This is a genomic window from Pseudomonas sp. PA-6-3C (assembly GCF_021605825.1).
GTDB classification, from domain to species: Bacteria; Pseudomonadota; Gammaproteobacteria; order Pseudomonadales; family Pseudomonadaceae; genus Aquipseudomonas; species Aquipseudomonas edaphica.
The window spans coordinates 74,456-88,311 of the sequence record NZ_WKDV01000015.1 but is presented as its reverse complement, the minus strand read 5'-3'; the positions used below and the strand labels follow the sequence as shown (position 1 = coordinate 88,311).

The following is a 13,856-nucleotide window of genomic DNA, read 5'->3' as shown; positions in this document are numbered from 1 at the left end:
CAAAAAGCCGGCTCCAGCTGCGCTGTCGAACGGGAGCAAGCTCCCTCGCCACAGCAAGCCAGCTCCCACAAGGTTCAGCGCCAGCCATAACAATCACAATAATAAAGGGGCACACCACGTGACCACGCCAGACAACGGCTTTGCAGAGATCACCCATCGCGAACTGGGCCTGAGGCGCCAGCTCACTTCCGGCCAGATGAGCATGATCGCCATCGGTGGCGCCATCGGCACGGGGCTGTTCATGGGCAGCGCCTACGCCATCGGTTATGCCGGGCCGAGTGTGCTGGTGAGTTACGCCATCGGTGCGTTGATCACCTTGCTGTTGATGGGCTGCCTGGCGGAGATGACCGTGGCGCACTCCACCTCGGGCTCGTTCGGTGCCTACGCCGAGTTCTACATCAGCCCGCTGGCCGGCTTTCTGGTGCGTTATGCCTACTGGGCGGCGATTGTGCTGGCAGTGGGCGCCGAGGTCACGGCGGTGGCGATGTACATGAAGTACTGGTTCGCCAACGTGCCGGAGTGGGTGTGGATCGTGTCGTTTTCCAGTGTGCTGATCCTGCTCAATGCCATCAGCGTAAAGACCTTCGGCAACTTCGAATACTGGTTCTCGACCATCAAGATCACCGCAATCGTCGGCTTCATCATCCTCGCGGTGTACGTGGTGTTCGGCTCCGGTAATCCTGATTATGGCGTGCAGAACTACACGGCCCACGACGGGTTTTTCCCCCATGGGCTGAGCGGCATGTGGATCGCAGTGATCGTGTCGATCTTCAGCTATCTGAGCGTAGAGATGATCGCCGTGGCCGCCGGTGAAGCCGCCGACCCGGAGCAAGCGGTGAAGAAGGCCTTTCGCGCCACCATCGTGCGGTTGGTGGTGTTCTACCTGCTGACCCTGGCATTGATGCTCGCCATCGTGCCGTGGAACCAGGCCGGCCAGACCCAGAGCCCGTTTGTTACGGTAATGCAGACCATTGGTATTCCCGGTGCCACCGGGGTGATGAATTTCGTGATCCTGATCGCCGCGTTGTCGGCGATGAACAGCCAGCTCTACATCACCACACGCATGATGTTCAGCCTGTCGCGTGCAGGTTTTGCGCCCAAGTCCATGGGCGCCTTGAGCAAGAGCGGCATTCCGCTGAACGCGTTGCTGCTGTCCAGCTCCGGCATTGCCCTGGCGACCTTGTTGAACGTGGTGTACCCGGAAAGCTCGTTCACCTTGATGATGGCGATTTCGATGTTTGGCGCGATCTTCACCTGGTTCATGATCTTCCTCACGCACCTGTTTTTTCGCCGTTATCGCAAGCGTCATGGCGGGCCGAAGCTGTCGTTCCAGCTGCGCCTGTTTCCCTACAGCACACTGCTGGGCCTGGTGCTGATGGGGGCGGTGATGATCACCACGTACTTCACCGAGGCCTTCAAGATGACGCTGGTGTTTGGCGTGCCATTCCTGATGATCCTGTCAGCGGTGTATTACGGGTTTTTCCGCAAGGGCAGGGCCAGGGCGTCGAACAAGGCTTTGGCGTAACCGGGCAATTGCTCGAAGGAGCGGGCGCATAACAGTAGTTTGCGACAGGCCCAGTCTTCGCTTAATGGCTGGGCTTTAATGCGCTTTTCTGTCGGCCAACGTTCCAATGCGGCCTGAGGCACGATGCCCAGGCCGGCGCCGCCGGCGACCATGCGGATCAACCCATCAAAACCCTCGGCGCGAATGCGTGTTTGCAGGCGAAAGCCTGCGTGCAATGCCTGTTCTTCCAGGTATACCGAAAGCGCGCTGTTGGCGGTCAGGCCTACATAATCGTATTGCAGGCTGTCGATGAAGTTCGCCGTCGCCAACGGATGATCGAGGGGCATGATCAGCACCAGCGGGTCATCGCGAAACGGCAGGGTCTGCAAGCCGTGGGTGTCCACCGCATCGGAGATAATCCCCAGGTCTGCTGTGCCCTGGCGCAAGGCTTGGGTAATGCGCAGGCTGGGCAACTCCTGCAAGTCGATATCGAGGTTGGGGTGTTGGCGCAAAAAGTCCGCCAGCAGTTCCGGCAGGTATTCGCTCAGGGCGGTGGTGTTGCACAGCAGGCGCACCTGGCCTTTGATGCCCTGGGCGTATTCGGCCAGGTCCTGTTGCAGGTGCTCGGCCTGTTGCAACAGCAGGCGGGCGTGGCGGGCCAGGGCTTTGCCTGCGGGTGTTGGCGTGACGCCACGGCGGCCGCGTTCAAGAAACTCGATGCCCAATGACGCTTCCATCGCACGGATACGCGCGCTGGCCGCCGCCAGGGATAAATGGCTGCGCGCCGCGCCGGCAGTGATGTTGCCGGTGTCGAGGGTGTGCAGGTAGAGGCGCAGGTCGATCAGGTCAAAGTGCATGGCTGAGGTTTCTCGAGTGACTTCACTGGCCTTATCGCAGACAAGCCAGCTCCCACATTTTGCTTTGTGAACACAGTCCAATGTGGGAGCTGGCTTGCCTGCGATAGCTATTTAAGCCTCACGCAAAACAAGAGGCTACCTCAGTATATGGCGAATTTTCGACCTCAACGAAATCCTGCAAAATCGCCTCATGACTACCTTCCTCGCGTTCTACCAAAACCTCGGCCCGGCCTTGACCCTGCTGGTGATCGGAACCTTCCTGCTGGCCGGCACCGTCAAGGGCGTGATCGGCCTGGGCCTGCCCACCGTCGCCATGGGTATGCTCGGCCTGGCTATGCTCCCGGCGCAGGCTGCGGCATTGCTGATCATCCCTTCAACAGTCACCAACCTTTGGCAACTGGCGTTCGGTGGCCACTTGAGCGCCTTGCTCAAGCGCCTGTGGCCAATGCTGCTGCTGATTTTTCTCGGCACCGGGCTTGGCACGTTGTGGCTGGGCACGGACGGCGGGCATTGGGTGGTTCGCGCGCTGGGTGGCGCCTTGCTGGTGTATGCGTTAAGTGGCTTGTTTTTGCCGACCTTCAAGGTGAAACCTAAAACCGAGCGCTGGCTTGGCCCGTTGTGCGGTCTGGTCACCGGCCTTATCACTTCGGCGACGGGCGTGTTCGTGATTCCGGCCGTGCCCTATCTGCAAGCCCTGGGTTTGAACCGCGATCAATTGGTGCAGGCGCTGGGGCTGGCGTTCACCGCTTCCACGTTGGCGTTGGCCGCAGCGCTGACCTGGCGTGGCACCCTGGGCGGTGGCGAAGTCAGCGCCTCGCTGTTGGCGCTGATACCCGCGTTGTTGGGGATGTGGCTGGGCCAGGTGTTGCGCCAGCGCATCAGCGCGGTGCTGTTCAAACGGGTGTTTTTCGTCGGCATGGCGCTGTTGGGGGGCCATCTACTGATCAGCGGCTGAGTGGCTGTTCACGGTGTAAGCTGTCGCGAACCGATTGAGAGGACACCCCGTGAAAGCCCGATCCGATGAGCTACAGATCTTCGTCAGCGTGATTGAGTGCGGCTCGATTTCGGCAGCCGCGGAGCAGGTCGGGCAGACGCCGTCGGCCGTCAGCCGCACCTTGTCGCGCCTGGAAGCCAAGCTCGACACCACGCTGATCAACCGCACCACGCGGCGCATGGACCTGACCGAGGAGGGCAAGTACTTTTTCGAGCAGGCCAAGCTGATCCTGGCGCAGATGGACGAGCTGGAAGAGCGCCTGTCGTCGCGCCAGAAGAACCCCGCCGGGCGTCTGCGCATCAATGCGGCCGTGCCGTTCATGCTGCATGGGATCGTGCCCTACATTGCCGAGTTTCGCAGCCTCTACCCGGATATCCAGCTGGAGCTGAACAGTGACGACCTGATCATCGACCTGCTGGAGCAGAGCACCGACATTGCCATCCGCATCGGTGCCCTGGCCGACTCGACCCTGCATGCGCGCTCGTTGGGTTGTACGCCGCTGCATATCCTCGCCAGCCCCGACTACCTCAAGCAGTTCGGCACGCCGAAGACGGTGGCCGAGTTGGTCGACCATACGCTGCTGGGCTTCACCCAGACCGAAACCCTCAACCACTGGCCGCTGCGCCACGTGGAAGGCGACCGCTGGCTGATCCAGCCAAGCATTGCCGCCTCCAGCGGCGAAACCGTGCGCCAACTGGCGCTGGAAGGCCAGGGCATTTGCTGCCTGTCGAACTTCATGACCAACGCCGACATCGATGCCGGGCGCCTGGTACCGGTGCTGGAAGCCTTCAACAGCGGCTATCGCCAGCCGATCCACGCGGTGTTCTACCGTAACTCGCAGTTGGCGCTGCGCATCCAGTGCTTCCTGGATTTCATTCAAACCAAGCTTGCGCGGTATGCCTGCTGATTCGTGACCTGTGCGCAAGATTGAATTGGGCAGCATGGGCTTATTCGGCAGGAATGAGTCCTTGATACTGGGCCTATCACTTACCCAGTCAGGAGCAACCTCCATGAACGTATTCGTCACCGGCGCAGCAGGGTTTATCGGCGGCTCCATCGCCACCGGCCTGGTCAAGGCCGGCCACACGGTCACCGGCCTGGTGCGCAGCGCCGAGCAAGCGGCTGAAATGACCGCCCTGGGCATCACGCCCGTGATCGGCACGCTGGATGACGCCGCCGTGTTGAGCGCACAGGCTTCTAAAGCTGATGCGGTGATCAATGCCGCGAGCAGCGACCATCGCGCTGCCGTGGAAACCTTGCTGGCCGCCTTGAAAGGTTCAAACAAGCCGTTCCTGCACACCAGCGGTTCGAGCATTGTCGGTGATGCTTCGGGCGGTAAATCCAGCGATGTCATCTACGTTGAAGACAACCTGCCGGAGCCGACCGTCGACAAGGCCGCGCGCGTGGCCATCGACAACCTGATCCTGGCGGCGGCCAAAGAGGGCGTGAACTCGGCGGTGATCTGCAATACCTTGATCTACGGCCACAGCCTGGGCGTGAAGCGTGACAGCGTGCAGTTGCCACGACTGCTCAAGCAAGCGCGCAAAAGTGGTGTGGTACGGCATGTGGGCACTGGCCAGAACATCTGGTCCAACGTGCATATTGAAGATGTGGTAGCCCTGTATCTGCTGGCGCTGACCAAGAACGTCCCGGGCACGTTCTACTTTGTGGAAAGCAGCGAAGCGGCGTTTGTCGACATGACCACCGCGATTGCCCAAGCCCTGAACCTGGGCGAGCCGCAGGATTGGCCATTGGCTGAGGCTGAGGCTGAGTGGGGCTATGAAATGGCCAACTATGGCCTGGGTTCCAACAGCCGGGTGCGTGGCAAACATGCGCGTGAGTTGCTGGGCTGGGCGCCGACGCGCACGTCGGTGGTGGAGTGGATTCGCAACGAGATGGTGTGATGTTCGCTTAGTACCGCGGCGTTGCCATCGCAGGCAAGCCAGCTCCCACACTTGAATGTATTCGCAATTCAAAATGTGGGAGCTGGCTTGCCTGCGATGAAGGCGACTCGGTTCATGTGTTGTTACACATTACTGGCCCCACCGACCGCAATTCCGTACCATCCCCCGCCATATCCCTCGCTACTCCCTGGTACCTCATGAACCTCACCCGTCTGCGCGCCGATGCCCTGGCTGGCCTCACCACGTCTTTCGCACTGCTGCCCGAATGCATCGCCTTTGCCCTGGTGGCTCACCTCAACCCGCTGATGGGCCTCTACGGCGCCTTTATCATCTGCACGCTCACGGCCTTGTTCGGCGGCCGGCCGGGCATGGTCTCGGGCGCCGCGGGTTCGATGGCGGTGGTGATCGTGGCGCTGGTGGTGCAACACGGCGTGGAATATTTGCTCGCGACCGTGCTGCTGGGCGGGCTGATCATGGTTGCGTTCGGCCTGCTACGCCTGGGCAAACTGGTGCGCATGGTGCCGCACTCGGTGATGCTCGGGTTCGTCAACGGCCTGGCGATCATCATTGCGCTGGCGCAGCTGGAGCATTTCAAAAGCGGTGAAACCTGGCTGAGCGGCACGCCGTTGTATGTGATGAGCGGGCTGGTGGTGGCAACCATGGCGATTGTTTACCTGCTGCCACGCCTGACCCGCGCCGTGCCGCCCGCGCTGGTGGCGATTTTGGGCGTCGGCCTGGCTGTTTACCTGCTTGGCCTGCCAACCCGCACGTTGGGCGACATGGCCCACATCGCCGGCGGCCTGCCAACCTTCGCGTTGCCGCAAATCCCGTGGACCCTGGAAACCCTCGGCATCATTGCGCCTTACGCGTTCCTGATGGCGATGGTCGGCCTGCTGGAAACCCTGCTGACCCTGAACCTCACCGACGAAATCACCGAAACCCGTGGCTACCCCGACCGCGAAAGCGTGGCCCTGGGCGCGGCGAATATGGTCTCGGGCCTGTTTGGCGGCATGGGCGGTTGCGCGATGATCGGGCAAACCGTGATCAACTTGAGCTCTGGCGGGCGCGGGCGTTTCTCCGGGGTGTTCGCCGGGGTGATGATCCTGTTGTTTATTCTGTTTTTGTCGCCGCTGATTGAGCGTATTCCGCTCGCGGCTTTGGTCGGCGTGATGTTCGTGGTGTCCCAGCAGACCTTTGCCTGGGCGTCGCTGCGGGTGATCAACAAGGTGCCGGTCAACGACGTGTTGGTGATTATTGCGGTAACGGTGATTACCGTGTTCACCGACCTGGCGACCGCCGTGCTCTGCGGTATCGTGATTGCGGCGCTGAACTTCGCCTGGCAACAGGCCCGTGAGTTGTATGCCGATGAGCATCTGGAAGCTGACGGCAGCAAGCTGTATCGCCTGCACGGCACGCTGTTCTTTGCCTCGACCACGCCATTTTTGAACCAGTTCGACCCGGCCAACGACCCGGCCCAGGTGACGCTCGATTGTCGTCACCTGAGCTTTGTCGACTATTCAGCGACTGCAGCGCTGATGACTTTGCGCGAGCGCTACACCAAGGCCGGCAAGCAATTGCGCGTGCTGCATTTGTCGGAGCGCTGCAAGAAGCTGCTCAAGCGCGCCCGCGTGCATCACGACTGATTACAGCGGCAGCATATTTTCCAGTTCCTGGGCGCGGGTGCGGGTCATGTCCAGCATGCAGCCGATGCCATTGACCTGATCGATGGTGCCACCAGTCGCTGAGCCGATGAAGCCGCAGTTGGCGTCTCGGTACTTGATCCACAGGCGCTGTACGTCCTGCAGTTGCTGCTTCTGTTTGCCTTCCTGAAGCGCAAGGACGTCTTTGTAGGCCTTGTTCAGGCGCGCGTCCTGGATCTTGGCTTCGGTGGCGTTGCAGCTGACCATGTCCGCCGTGGTGTTGGCGCCATCCAGGCATTTTTTCAACGCCGGGCTGTCATCGGCCCAAGCGCTGCCGCAAAAGGCCAGCAGCAGTGCGCTGGCGGCGAAAGGAACAAGCAGGGTCTTGCGCTTCATTGTTGGTTTTCCTGGTTGTGGATAGGCCTGTCATCTGAGACTCGGCCCTGGCAACTGAGTTTCCGCACGCAAAAAACTTCATGTAAGAACACCCCCCGGATTTTCATCGGCTGGCGTTGGGCATGTCCCAAAGCGACAGCGCTTATCTGTGGGCGAAAATTACTTTCATAAAAATTGAAAATTACACCCGGTAATGATTTATGAGTTTCACAACCAATTCGACGTGACCCTTTCCAAGGAGTACCGCATGGCCGCACCACTGGGCTTTGGGCTGTTGGCATACGCTGCCATCGCCATCATTGCATTGATCGTGCTGATTGCACGCTACCGACTCAACCCGTTTATCGTCATCACGTTGGTGTCTATCGGCCTGGCCTTGATGGCCGGCATGCCGGCCGACACGATCATGGGCTCGTACGAGGCGGGCGTCGGCAAGACCCTTGGGCATATCGCCCTGGTGGTGGCGTTGGGCACCATGCTTGGCAAGATGATGGCCGAATCCGGCGGTGCCGAGCAGGTGGCGCGCACGCTGATCAACCGTTTCGGCGAGCGCAACGCGCATTGGGCGATGGTGTGTATTGCGTTCCTGGTGGGGCTGCCGCTGTTTTTCGAGGTCGGTTTTGTGTTGCTGGTGCCGATCGCCTTTACCGTGGCGCGGCGTGTGGGCGTGTCGATCCTGATGGTCGGCTTGCCGATGGTCGCCGGTCTGTCGGTGGTACACGCGCTGGTGCCGCCACACCCGGCGGCGATGATGGCGGTGCTGGCGTATAACGCCTCGGTGGGGCAGACCGTGCTGTATGCGATTCTGATCGGCATTCCTACGGCGATCATCGCCGGTCCCGTGTACGCCAAGTTCATCGTGCCGCGTATCCACCTGCCGGCGGAAAACCCGCTGGAACGCCAGTTTATCGAGCGCGAGCCGCGTACCCGCTTGCCAAGTTTCGCCCTGACCATGGGCACCATCCTGCTGCCGGTGGTGCTGATGATGATTGGCGGTTGGGCCAACGTGATTTCAACGCCGGGCACTGGCTTCAACCAATTCCTGCTGTTTATCGGCAACTCGGTGATCGCGCTGCTGGTCGCCACGCTGGTGAGCTTCTGGACCCTGGGTCTGGCCCAGGGCTTCAATCGCGAATCGATCCTCAAGTTCACCAATGAATGCCTGGCGCCGACCGCCAGCATCACCTTGCTGGTGGGCGCAGGCGGCGGTTTGAACCGCATCCTGGTGGACGCGGGCGTGACCAATGAGATTCTTGGTCTGGCGCATGCCTTCCACCTGTCGCCGCTGGTGATGGGCTGGTTGTTTGCCGCATTGATGCGCATCGCTACCGGCTCGGCCACCGTGGCCATGACCACGGCCTCCGGTGTGGTCGCGCCCGTCGCCATGGGCCTGGGTTATCCACACCCTGAATTGTTGGTGCTGGCGACCGGTGCGGGTTCGGTGATCTTTTCCCACGTCAACGACGGCGGCTTCTGGCTGATCAAGGAATACTTCAATATGACGGTGATCCAGACCTTCAAGACCTGGACCGTGCTGGAGACTTTGATTTCGGTGGTCGCGTTTGGTCTGACTTACGGCCTTTCTCTTGTTTTATAAGCCCCATTGTGTAACCCGGAGCCGCCATGGACATCCTCTACCAGATCCGCGCCCGTCAGGATTCGTTCAGCGCCGGTGAAGGCCGTATCGCCAAGCTGATGCTCGATGACGTGGGCTTTGCCGCGTCGGCCAGCCTGGAAGCGTTGTCGCAACGGGCCGAGGTCAGCACGGCAACTTTGTCGCGTTTTGCTCGCAGTGTCGGTTGCCGCGATTTACGTGATTTGCGCCTGCAATTGGCCCAGGCCAGTGGCGTGGGCAGTCGTTTTCTGGACCCGGCCGGGTTGCCGGAGCAGTCGGCCTTTCACCGGCAGATTCTGGGGGATATCGAAGCGACGTTGCGTCAGCACCTGTCGGGGTTTAACCAGGCCAGTTTTGTTGATGCGGTCAGCCTGTTGGGCAAGGCGCGGATGATTCACGCGTTTGGCATGGGCGGCCCATCGAGCCTGTGCAGTGACGAATTGCAGGTGCGCCTGGTACGCCTGGGCTACCCGATTGCCGCCAGCCATGACCCGGTGATGATGCGGGTCACGGCGGCCACTTTAGGCCCGGAGCAGGCGCTGATCGTGTGCTCGCTCACCGGGCTGACGCCAGAACTGTTGGACGTCGTGAAGCTTGCGCGTAGCTACGATGCCCCCATCATCGCCATCACCCTGGCCGACTCACCCCTGGCCGAATTGGCGGATGTATTACTGCCGCTGCAACCGGCCGAAACCAGTTTTATCTACAAGCCCACCGCGGCGCGCTACGGCATGCTGTTGGCCATCGACCTGCTCGCCACCGAACTGGCGCTGGCCCTGCCGGACGACAACCAGGAACGCCTGCGCCGGATCAAGCTGGCCCTCGACGATTATCGCGGCGGTCCTGACAGCCTGCCGCTTGGAGACTGATATGAAGTACGACACGCTGATCCGCCAGGCGCTGATCATTGATGGCAGCAACACGCCGGGCTATGTCGCCGATGTGGGGCTGCGCGCCGGGCGCATCGAGACGATCGGCGACTTGTCGAGCGCAACCGGCGAGCATGAAGTCGACGCCAGTGGCCGCGTGTTGGCGCCGGGTTTTATCGACGTGCACACCCACGATGACACGGTGGTGATCCGCCACCCGCAGATGCTGCCCAAGCTCAGCCAGGGCGTGACCACAGTGATTGTCGGCAACTGCGGCATCAGCGCATCGCCGGTGAGTTTACGTAGCGACCCACCGGACCCGATGAACCTGCTGGGGGCGCGTGAGGCATTCGCTTATCCACGTTTTGCCGACTATCGTGCTGCCGTGGAAAGTGCTCATCCGGCAGTCAACGTTGCCGCTTTGATCGGCCACACCGCCTTGCGCAGCAACCATATGGACGACCTGCACCGCACCGCCACGCCCAGTGAAATTGCCGCCATGCGTGTGCAGTTGCAGGAGAGTCTGCAGGCGGGTGCCCTCGGTTTATCCACAGGCCTGGCCTACGCCAGCGCGTTTAATGCCGAGACCGATGAAGTGCTGCAGCTCAGTGAAGAACTCACGGCGTTTGGTGCGGTGTACACCACGCATTTGCGCAGCGAATTCGAACCGGTACTGGAGGCGATGGACGAGGCGTTTGTGATTGGCCGACATGCGCAGGCACCGGTGATCATTTCCCACCTCAAGTGCGCCGGTGCGGGCAATTGGGGGCGCAGTCCGCAACTGTTGGCATCGTTGGAATTGGCAGCGCAAACCCATCCGGTCGGGTGTGATTGCTATCCCTATGCCGCCAGCTCGTCGACGCTGGATTTGAAGCAGGTCACCGACGCGTTTCGTATCACTATTACCTGGTCAACACCGCACCCGGAGGTCGGCGGGCGCGACTTGCAGGACATCGCGGCGCAGTGGGAGGTTTCGCTGATGGATGCGGCACGTCGCCTGCAACCGGCAGGGGCCGTGTACTACGGGATGGATGAGGCGGATGTACGGCGTATTCTTGCGCATCCGTTGTCGATGGTGGGTTCGGATGGTTTGCCGGAAGACCCGTTTCCCCATCCACGTTTGTGGGGCGCATTTCCACGGGTGCTGGGGCTCTTCAGCCGGGATGTGGGGTTGTTTCCACTGCACACGGCGGTGCACAAGATGACCGGGTTGTCGGCGGCGCGTTTTGGGCTGGCCGAGCGTGGAGAAATTCGTGAAGGGCACTGGGCCGACCTGGTGTTGTTCGACCCGTTGCGCGTGCGTGATGTGGCGGATTTCAAAGAACCGCAACGCGCTGCCGAGGGGATTGATGGCGTGTGGGTCAATGGCGTGCTGAGCTATAGCGATGGGCAGGCCAATGGGCAACGGCCGGGGCTGTTCCTCGCGCGCAATGGGGATTTGCGTGGCGGGTTTTCGTCCCTATAGTGGGTGCCTTCATACACGGAGCAGTTGCCATGCACTTAGGAAAAGTCACCCCGATTTTGCGGATCTTCGACGAGGCCAAGGCGTTGGAGTTCTACGTCGACTTCCTGGGGTTCAAGGTTGACTGGCAGCACCGTTTCGAGGCGAATTTCCCGTTGTATCTGCAAGTGTCGCTGGGCGAGTGCGTGCTGCATTTTTCCGAGCACCATGGCGATGCTTCGCCGGGCTCGGCGGTGCGGATTCAGGCGCAAGGCGTGGACGGCTACCAGCAGCAGTTGCTGGCCAAGGACTACCGGTATGCCAAGCCTGGGGTTGAAGAAACGCCTTGGGGCTCGCGGGAGATGAGCATCAAGGACCCGTTTGGGAATCGACTGGTGTTTGTTGAGGAAGGCGAGGGCTGAGAGCCAAGGGACTCAAGGCAAGCCGAGTATGTCCAAGTTTGCCTGTGGCGAGGGAGCTTGCTCCCGTTGGGCTGCGCAGCAGCCCCAAGGCATTCACTGCGCTCCGGATGTCAAATCTCGATCAACTTCAGTAGGGGCCGCTGCGCGACCCAGCGGGAGCAAGCTCCCTCGCCACAGAGTTTGTGCGTAGTCAGCGTTGGGTTTTTACACCCGGAAATGACTGACCATCTGCTGCAACTGGCTGCCCAAACGCGCCAGTTCCACGCTCGATTTAGCCGTCTCATCGCTCGCAGTAGCCGTTTGCTCCGACACATCGCGCACGTTCACAATGCTGCGGCTGATCTCTTCAGCCACGGCGCTCTGCTGCTCGGCGGCCGCTGCAATCTGCTGGTTCATCGACTGGATATTCGACACGGTACGCGTGATGTTCTCCAGCGACACACCGGCCTTGCGCGTCAGCTCGACGCTGCTGTCGGTGAGGCTGCGGCTGTTATTCATCACCGTGGCCACTTGCTGGGTGCCGTTCTGCAAACCGGCGACCAGGCCTTCGATTTCTTCGGTGGATTTTTGTGTGCGCTGGGCCAGGCCGCGCACTTCGTCAGCCACCACGGCAAAACCACGACCGGCTTCACCGGCACGCGCCGCTTCAATCGCCGCGTTGAGCGCCAACAGGTTGGTCTGCTCGGCCACGGCCTTGATCACGTCCATCACGCTGCCGATCTTGTTGCTCTCTTGTTGCAGGTGCGTCATGGCGTCGGTGGAGCGCGCCACTTCGGCGGCCAGGCGTTCGATCTGGGCGATGGCCTCGGCCACTACTTTGTCGCCGGCGCGGGCTTGGCCATCGGCATCGGCGGCGGCCAGCGACGCTTGCTCGGCGTTGCGCGCGACTTCCTGCACGGTGGCGGTCATCTCATGCATCGCGGTGGCGACTTGATCGGTTTCGATTTTCTGGCTGTTCACGCCGGCACTGGTCTGCTCGGTCACGGCCGAGAGTTCTTCGGCTGCGCTGGCGATCTGGGTTACGCCGTCACGAATGCCGCTGATCAGCTCGCGCAGGGTAGTGCCCATGCGCTGGATACCTTGCTGTAATACGCCGAGTTCATCGCGGCGGGTCACCTGGATGTTGTGGCTCAGGTCACCGGAAGCGATGCGTTCCACCACGGCCAGGGTGTCCTGGATCGGGCGGGTGATCTGGCGGGTAATGACCAGCGCCGCGATGATGCCGACCAGCAACGCCAGCAAGGTGCTGATCAATTGCAGGCTGCGGGCCTGGGTGCTTTCGGCGTCGCGGCGATCGAGCTGGATGTCGTACAGCTTGTCGCTGATGGTGACGATATCGGCACCCTGGGTGGTCATTTCGGCGCGCGCAGTGACGATGTTGGCGTTGGCAGCCTTGTAGCTCTGTACGGCGCTGCGATAGGCACCGAGTGCGGTTTCCAGCGACGTCAGTGCGCTTTGTTGGCTGGTGCCAAACGCGGCGCTGAGGCTTTTCAAACCGGCGATGGCTTTTTCGATTTGTGCAGCGGCGCGGGCTTCGGTTTCTGCGCTGGGGGAGTTGGTGTAGCCGCGCACTTCATAGCGCGCCAGGTGGAACTCTTCCTTGGCGTGCGTCACGGCCTGGTACTGGGTGAAGCGTTCCGGGCTGTCGGGCGCTTGCTGCACGCCGGTCTCCAGTGCGTCGATCTGCCCGTTGGCGATATCGGCCTTGTCGCCCATCACTTGGCGCGCGGCATTGCCGTTACGGTAGGCCTCACGCATTTTGTTCAGCGACTGCTGGTAAGCCGTGATGACGGCTTTCTGCTCGGTGAGCAGCTTGCGGTTTTCCGGGCTCTTGAAGCTGTCCAGCAGTTTCTGTTGCTGGGCGGCGAAGGCGTCGAGGCTGGTCTGGACGTTCTGTGCCACGGCTTCGTCGCCATTGGCGAGCATGTATTGCAGGCGCACGATGCGCAGCTTGGTCAGGGACGCGTTGAGCTGGGTGATGTCGCTCATCCAGTTGCTACGGTCAATCAAGCCGCCCAGGCTGGTCCAGCCGGTCAGGGCCAGGATCGAGGTGAGGACCAGCACCAGGCCAAAGCCCAGGCCGAGTTTGAGGTTGACGCTGATGTTGCCGAACCAGCTATTCATCGAATGCTCCGCAAGAATGATGTGTGTCTGCTGGACGGTGTTGTTGTTTGAGCCAGCCAAAGTTTGTACGGGGGTATCGGCGGCAGGCGA

The 13,856-nt window shown here is 61.2% G+C and carries 11 protein-coding genes and 2 pseudogenes; 9 read left to right on the top strand and 4 right to left on the bottom strand.

The genetic code is table 11. The features are described from left to right. Positions 1–118: 118 nt before the first annotated feature. Positions 119–1,525, top strand: a complete 1,407-nt coding sequence (locus GIW48_RS12745) for an amino acid permease (RefSeq protein WP_017137956.1) — start codon at positions 119–121, stop codon at positions 1,523–1,525. Here the strand turns inward: GIW48_RS12745 and GIW48_RS12740 are convergent. Next, on the bottom strand, positions 1,471–2,361 hold the full coding sequence (locus tag GIW48_RS12740; RefSeq protein ID WP_170040491.1) for a LysR substrate-binding domain-containing protein: 891 nt from the start codon (positions 2,359–2,361) through the stop codon (positions 1,471–1,473). The genes GIW48_RS12745 and GIW48_RS12740 overlap by 55 nt on opposite strands. Before the next feature lie 190 nt (positions 2,362–2,551). Here GIW48_RS12740 and GIW48_RS12735 point away from each other — a divergent pair, with 190 nt between their 5' ends. From GIW48_RS12735 to GIW48_RS12720, 4 genes are all read left to right on the top strand, one after another. Then, positions 2,552–3,316, top strand: coding sequence for a sulfite exporter TauE/SafE family protein (locus GIW48_RS12735; RefSeq protein ID WP_017137954.1), 765 nt, complete (start codon positions 2,552–2,554; stop codon positions 3,314–3,316). A 49-nt stretch (positions 3,317–3,365) separates the two neighbouring features. Next, positions 3,366–4,262 carry a LysR family transcriptional regulator gene (locus GIW48_RS12730; protein ID WP_017137953.1) on the top strand — a complete coding sequence of 299 codons (897 nt, stop codon included), beginning with the start codon at positions 3,366–3,368 and terminating at the stop codon, positions 4,260–4,262. Between the two features lie 103 nt (positions 4,263–4,365). After that, positions 4,366–5,259 carry an NAD-dependent epimerase/dehydratase family protein gene (locus GIW48_RS12725; RefSeq protein WP_099549433.1) on the top strand — a complete coding sequence of 298 codons (894 nt, stop codon included), beginning with the start codon at positions 4,366–4,368 and terminating at the stop codon, positions 5,257–5,259. Between the two features lie 197 nt (positions 5,260–5,456). Then, positions 5,457–6,902 carry a SulP family inorganic anion transporter gene (locus GIW48_RS12720; RefSeq protein WP_186618056.1) on the top strand — a complete coding sequence of 482 codons (1,446 nt, stop codon included), beginning with the start codon at positions 5,457–5,459 and terminating at the stop codon, positions 6,900–6,902. Here the strand turns inward: GIW48_RS12720 and GIW48_RS12715 are convergent, their stop codons facing one another. Next, a complete protein-coding gene (locus GIW48_RS12715) occupies positions 6,903–7,295 on the bottom strand; it encodes a lysozyme inhibitor LprI family protein (protein ID WP_099549435.1) in 393 nt (130 codons plus the stop codon). Between the two features lie 247 nt (positions 7,296–7,542). Here GIW48_RS12715 and GIW48_RS12710 point away from each other — a divergent pair, with 247 nt between their 5' ends. Genes GIW48_RS12710 through GIW48_RS12695 form a run of 4 tightly spaced genes read left to right on the top strand, consistent with a single transcriptional unit; the run spans position 7,543 to position 11,642 of the window. Beyond that, complete coding sequence (locus tag GIW48_RS12710; protein WP_225933009.1) at positions 7,543–8,892, top strand: GntT/GntP/DsdX family permease; 1,350 nt, start codon at positions 7,543–7,545, stop codon at positions 8,890–8,892. 26 nt (positions 8,893–8,918) lie between these two features. After that, positions 8,919–9,779, top strand: a complete 861-nt coding sequence (locus tag GIW48_RS12705) for a MurR/RpiR family transcriptional regulator (protein ID WP_017137948.1) — start codon at positions 8,919–8,921, stop codon at positions 9,777–9,779. Between the two features lies 1 nt (position 9,780). Beyond that, positions 9,781–11,244, top strand: a complete 1,464-nt coding sequence (locus GIW48_RS12700) for an N-acyl-D-amino-acid deacylase family protein (RefSeq protein ID WP_236460474.1) — start codon at positions 9,781–9,783, stop codon at positions 11,242–11,244. Positions 11,245–11,273: 29 nt separating this feature from the next. Beyond that, a complete protein-coding gene (locus tag GIW48_RS12695) occupies positions 11,274–11,642 on the top strand; it encodes a glyoxalase superfamily protein (RefSeq protein WP_236460472.1) in 369 nt (122 codons plus the stop codon). A gap of 204 nt (positions 11,643–11,846) precedes the next feature. On the opposite strand, the pseudogene GIW48_RS29870 reads toward GIW48_RS12695, so the two are convergent. After that, positions 11,847–12,440: pseudogene (locus tag GIW48_RS29870) on the bottom strand (methyl-accepting chemotaxis protein); the annotation flags it as partial. A 309-nt stretch (positions 12,441–12,749) separates the two neighbouring features. Then, positions 12,750–13,766, bottom strand: a pseudogene (locus GIW48_RS29865) (methyl-accepting chemotaxis protein); the annotation flags it as partial. Between the last annotated feature and the right edge of the window lie 90 nt (positions 13,767–13,856).

Bases quoted from the DNA above. Each gene is read 5' to 3' on its own strand.
- GIW48_RS12740 (WP_170040491.1), bottom strand. From the start codon at position 2,361: ATGCACTTTGACCTGATCGACCTGCGCCTCTACCTGCACACCCTCGAC.
- GIW48_RS12735 (WP_017137954.1), top strand. From the start codon at position 2,552: ATGACTACCTTCCTCGCGTTCTACCAAAACCTCGGCCCGGCCTTGACC.
- GIW48_RS12725 (WP_099549433.1), top strand. From the start codon at position 4,366: ATGAACGTATTCGTCACCGGCGCAGCAGGGTTTATCGGCGGCTCCATC.
- GIW48_RS12720 (WP_186618056.1), top strand. From the start codon at position 5,457: ATGAACCTCACCCGTCTGCGCGCCGATGCCCTGGCTGGCCTCACCACG.
- GIW48_RS12715 (WP_099549435.1), bottom strand. From the start codon at position 7,295: ATGAAGCGCAAGACCCTGCTTGTTCCTTTCGCCGCCAGCGCACTGCTG.
- GIW48_RS12710 (WP_225933009.1), top strand. From the start codon at position 7,543: ATGGCCGCACCACTGGGCTTTGGGCTGTTGGCATACGCTGCCATCGCC.
- GIW48_RS12705 (WP_017137948.1), top strand. From the start codon at position 8,919: ATGGACATCCTCTACCAGATCCGCGCCCGTCAGGATTCGTTCAGCGCC.
- GIW48_RS12700 (WP_236460474.1), top strand. From the start codon at position 9,781: ATGAAGTACGACACGCTGATCCGCCAGGCGCTGATCATTGATGGCAGC.
- GIW48_RS12695 (WP_236460472.1), top strand. From the start codon at position 11,274: ATGCACTTAGGAAAAGTCACCCCGATTTTGCGGATCTTCGACGAGGCC.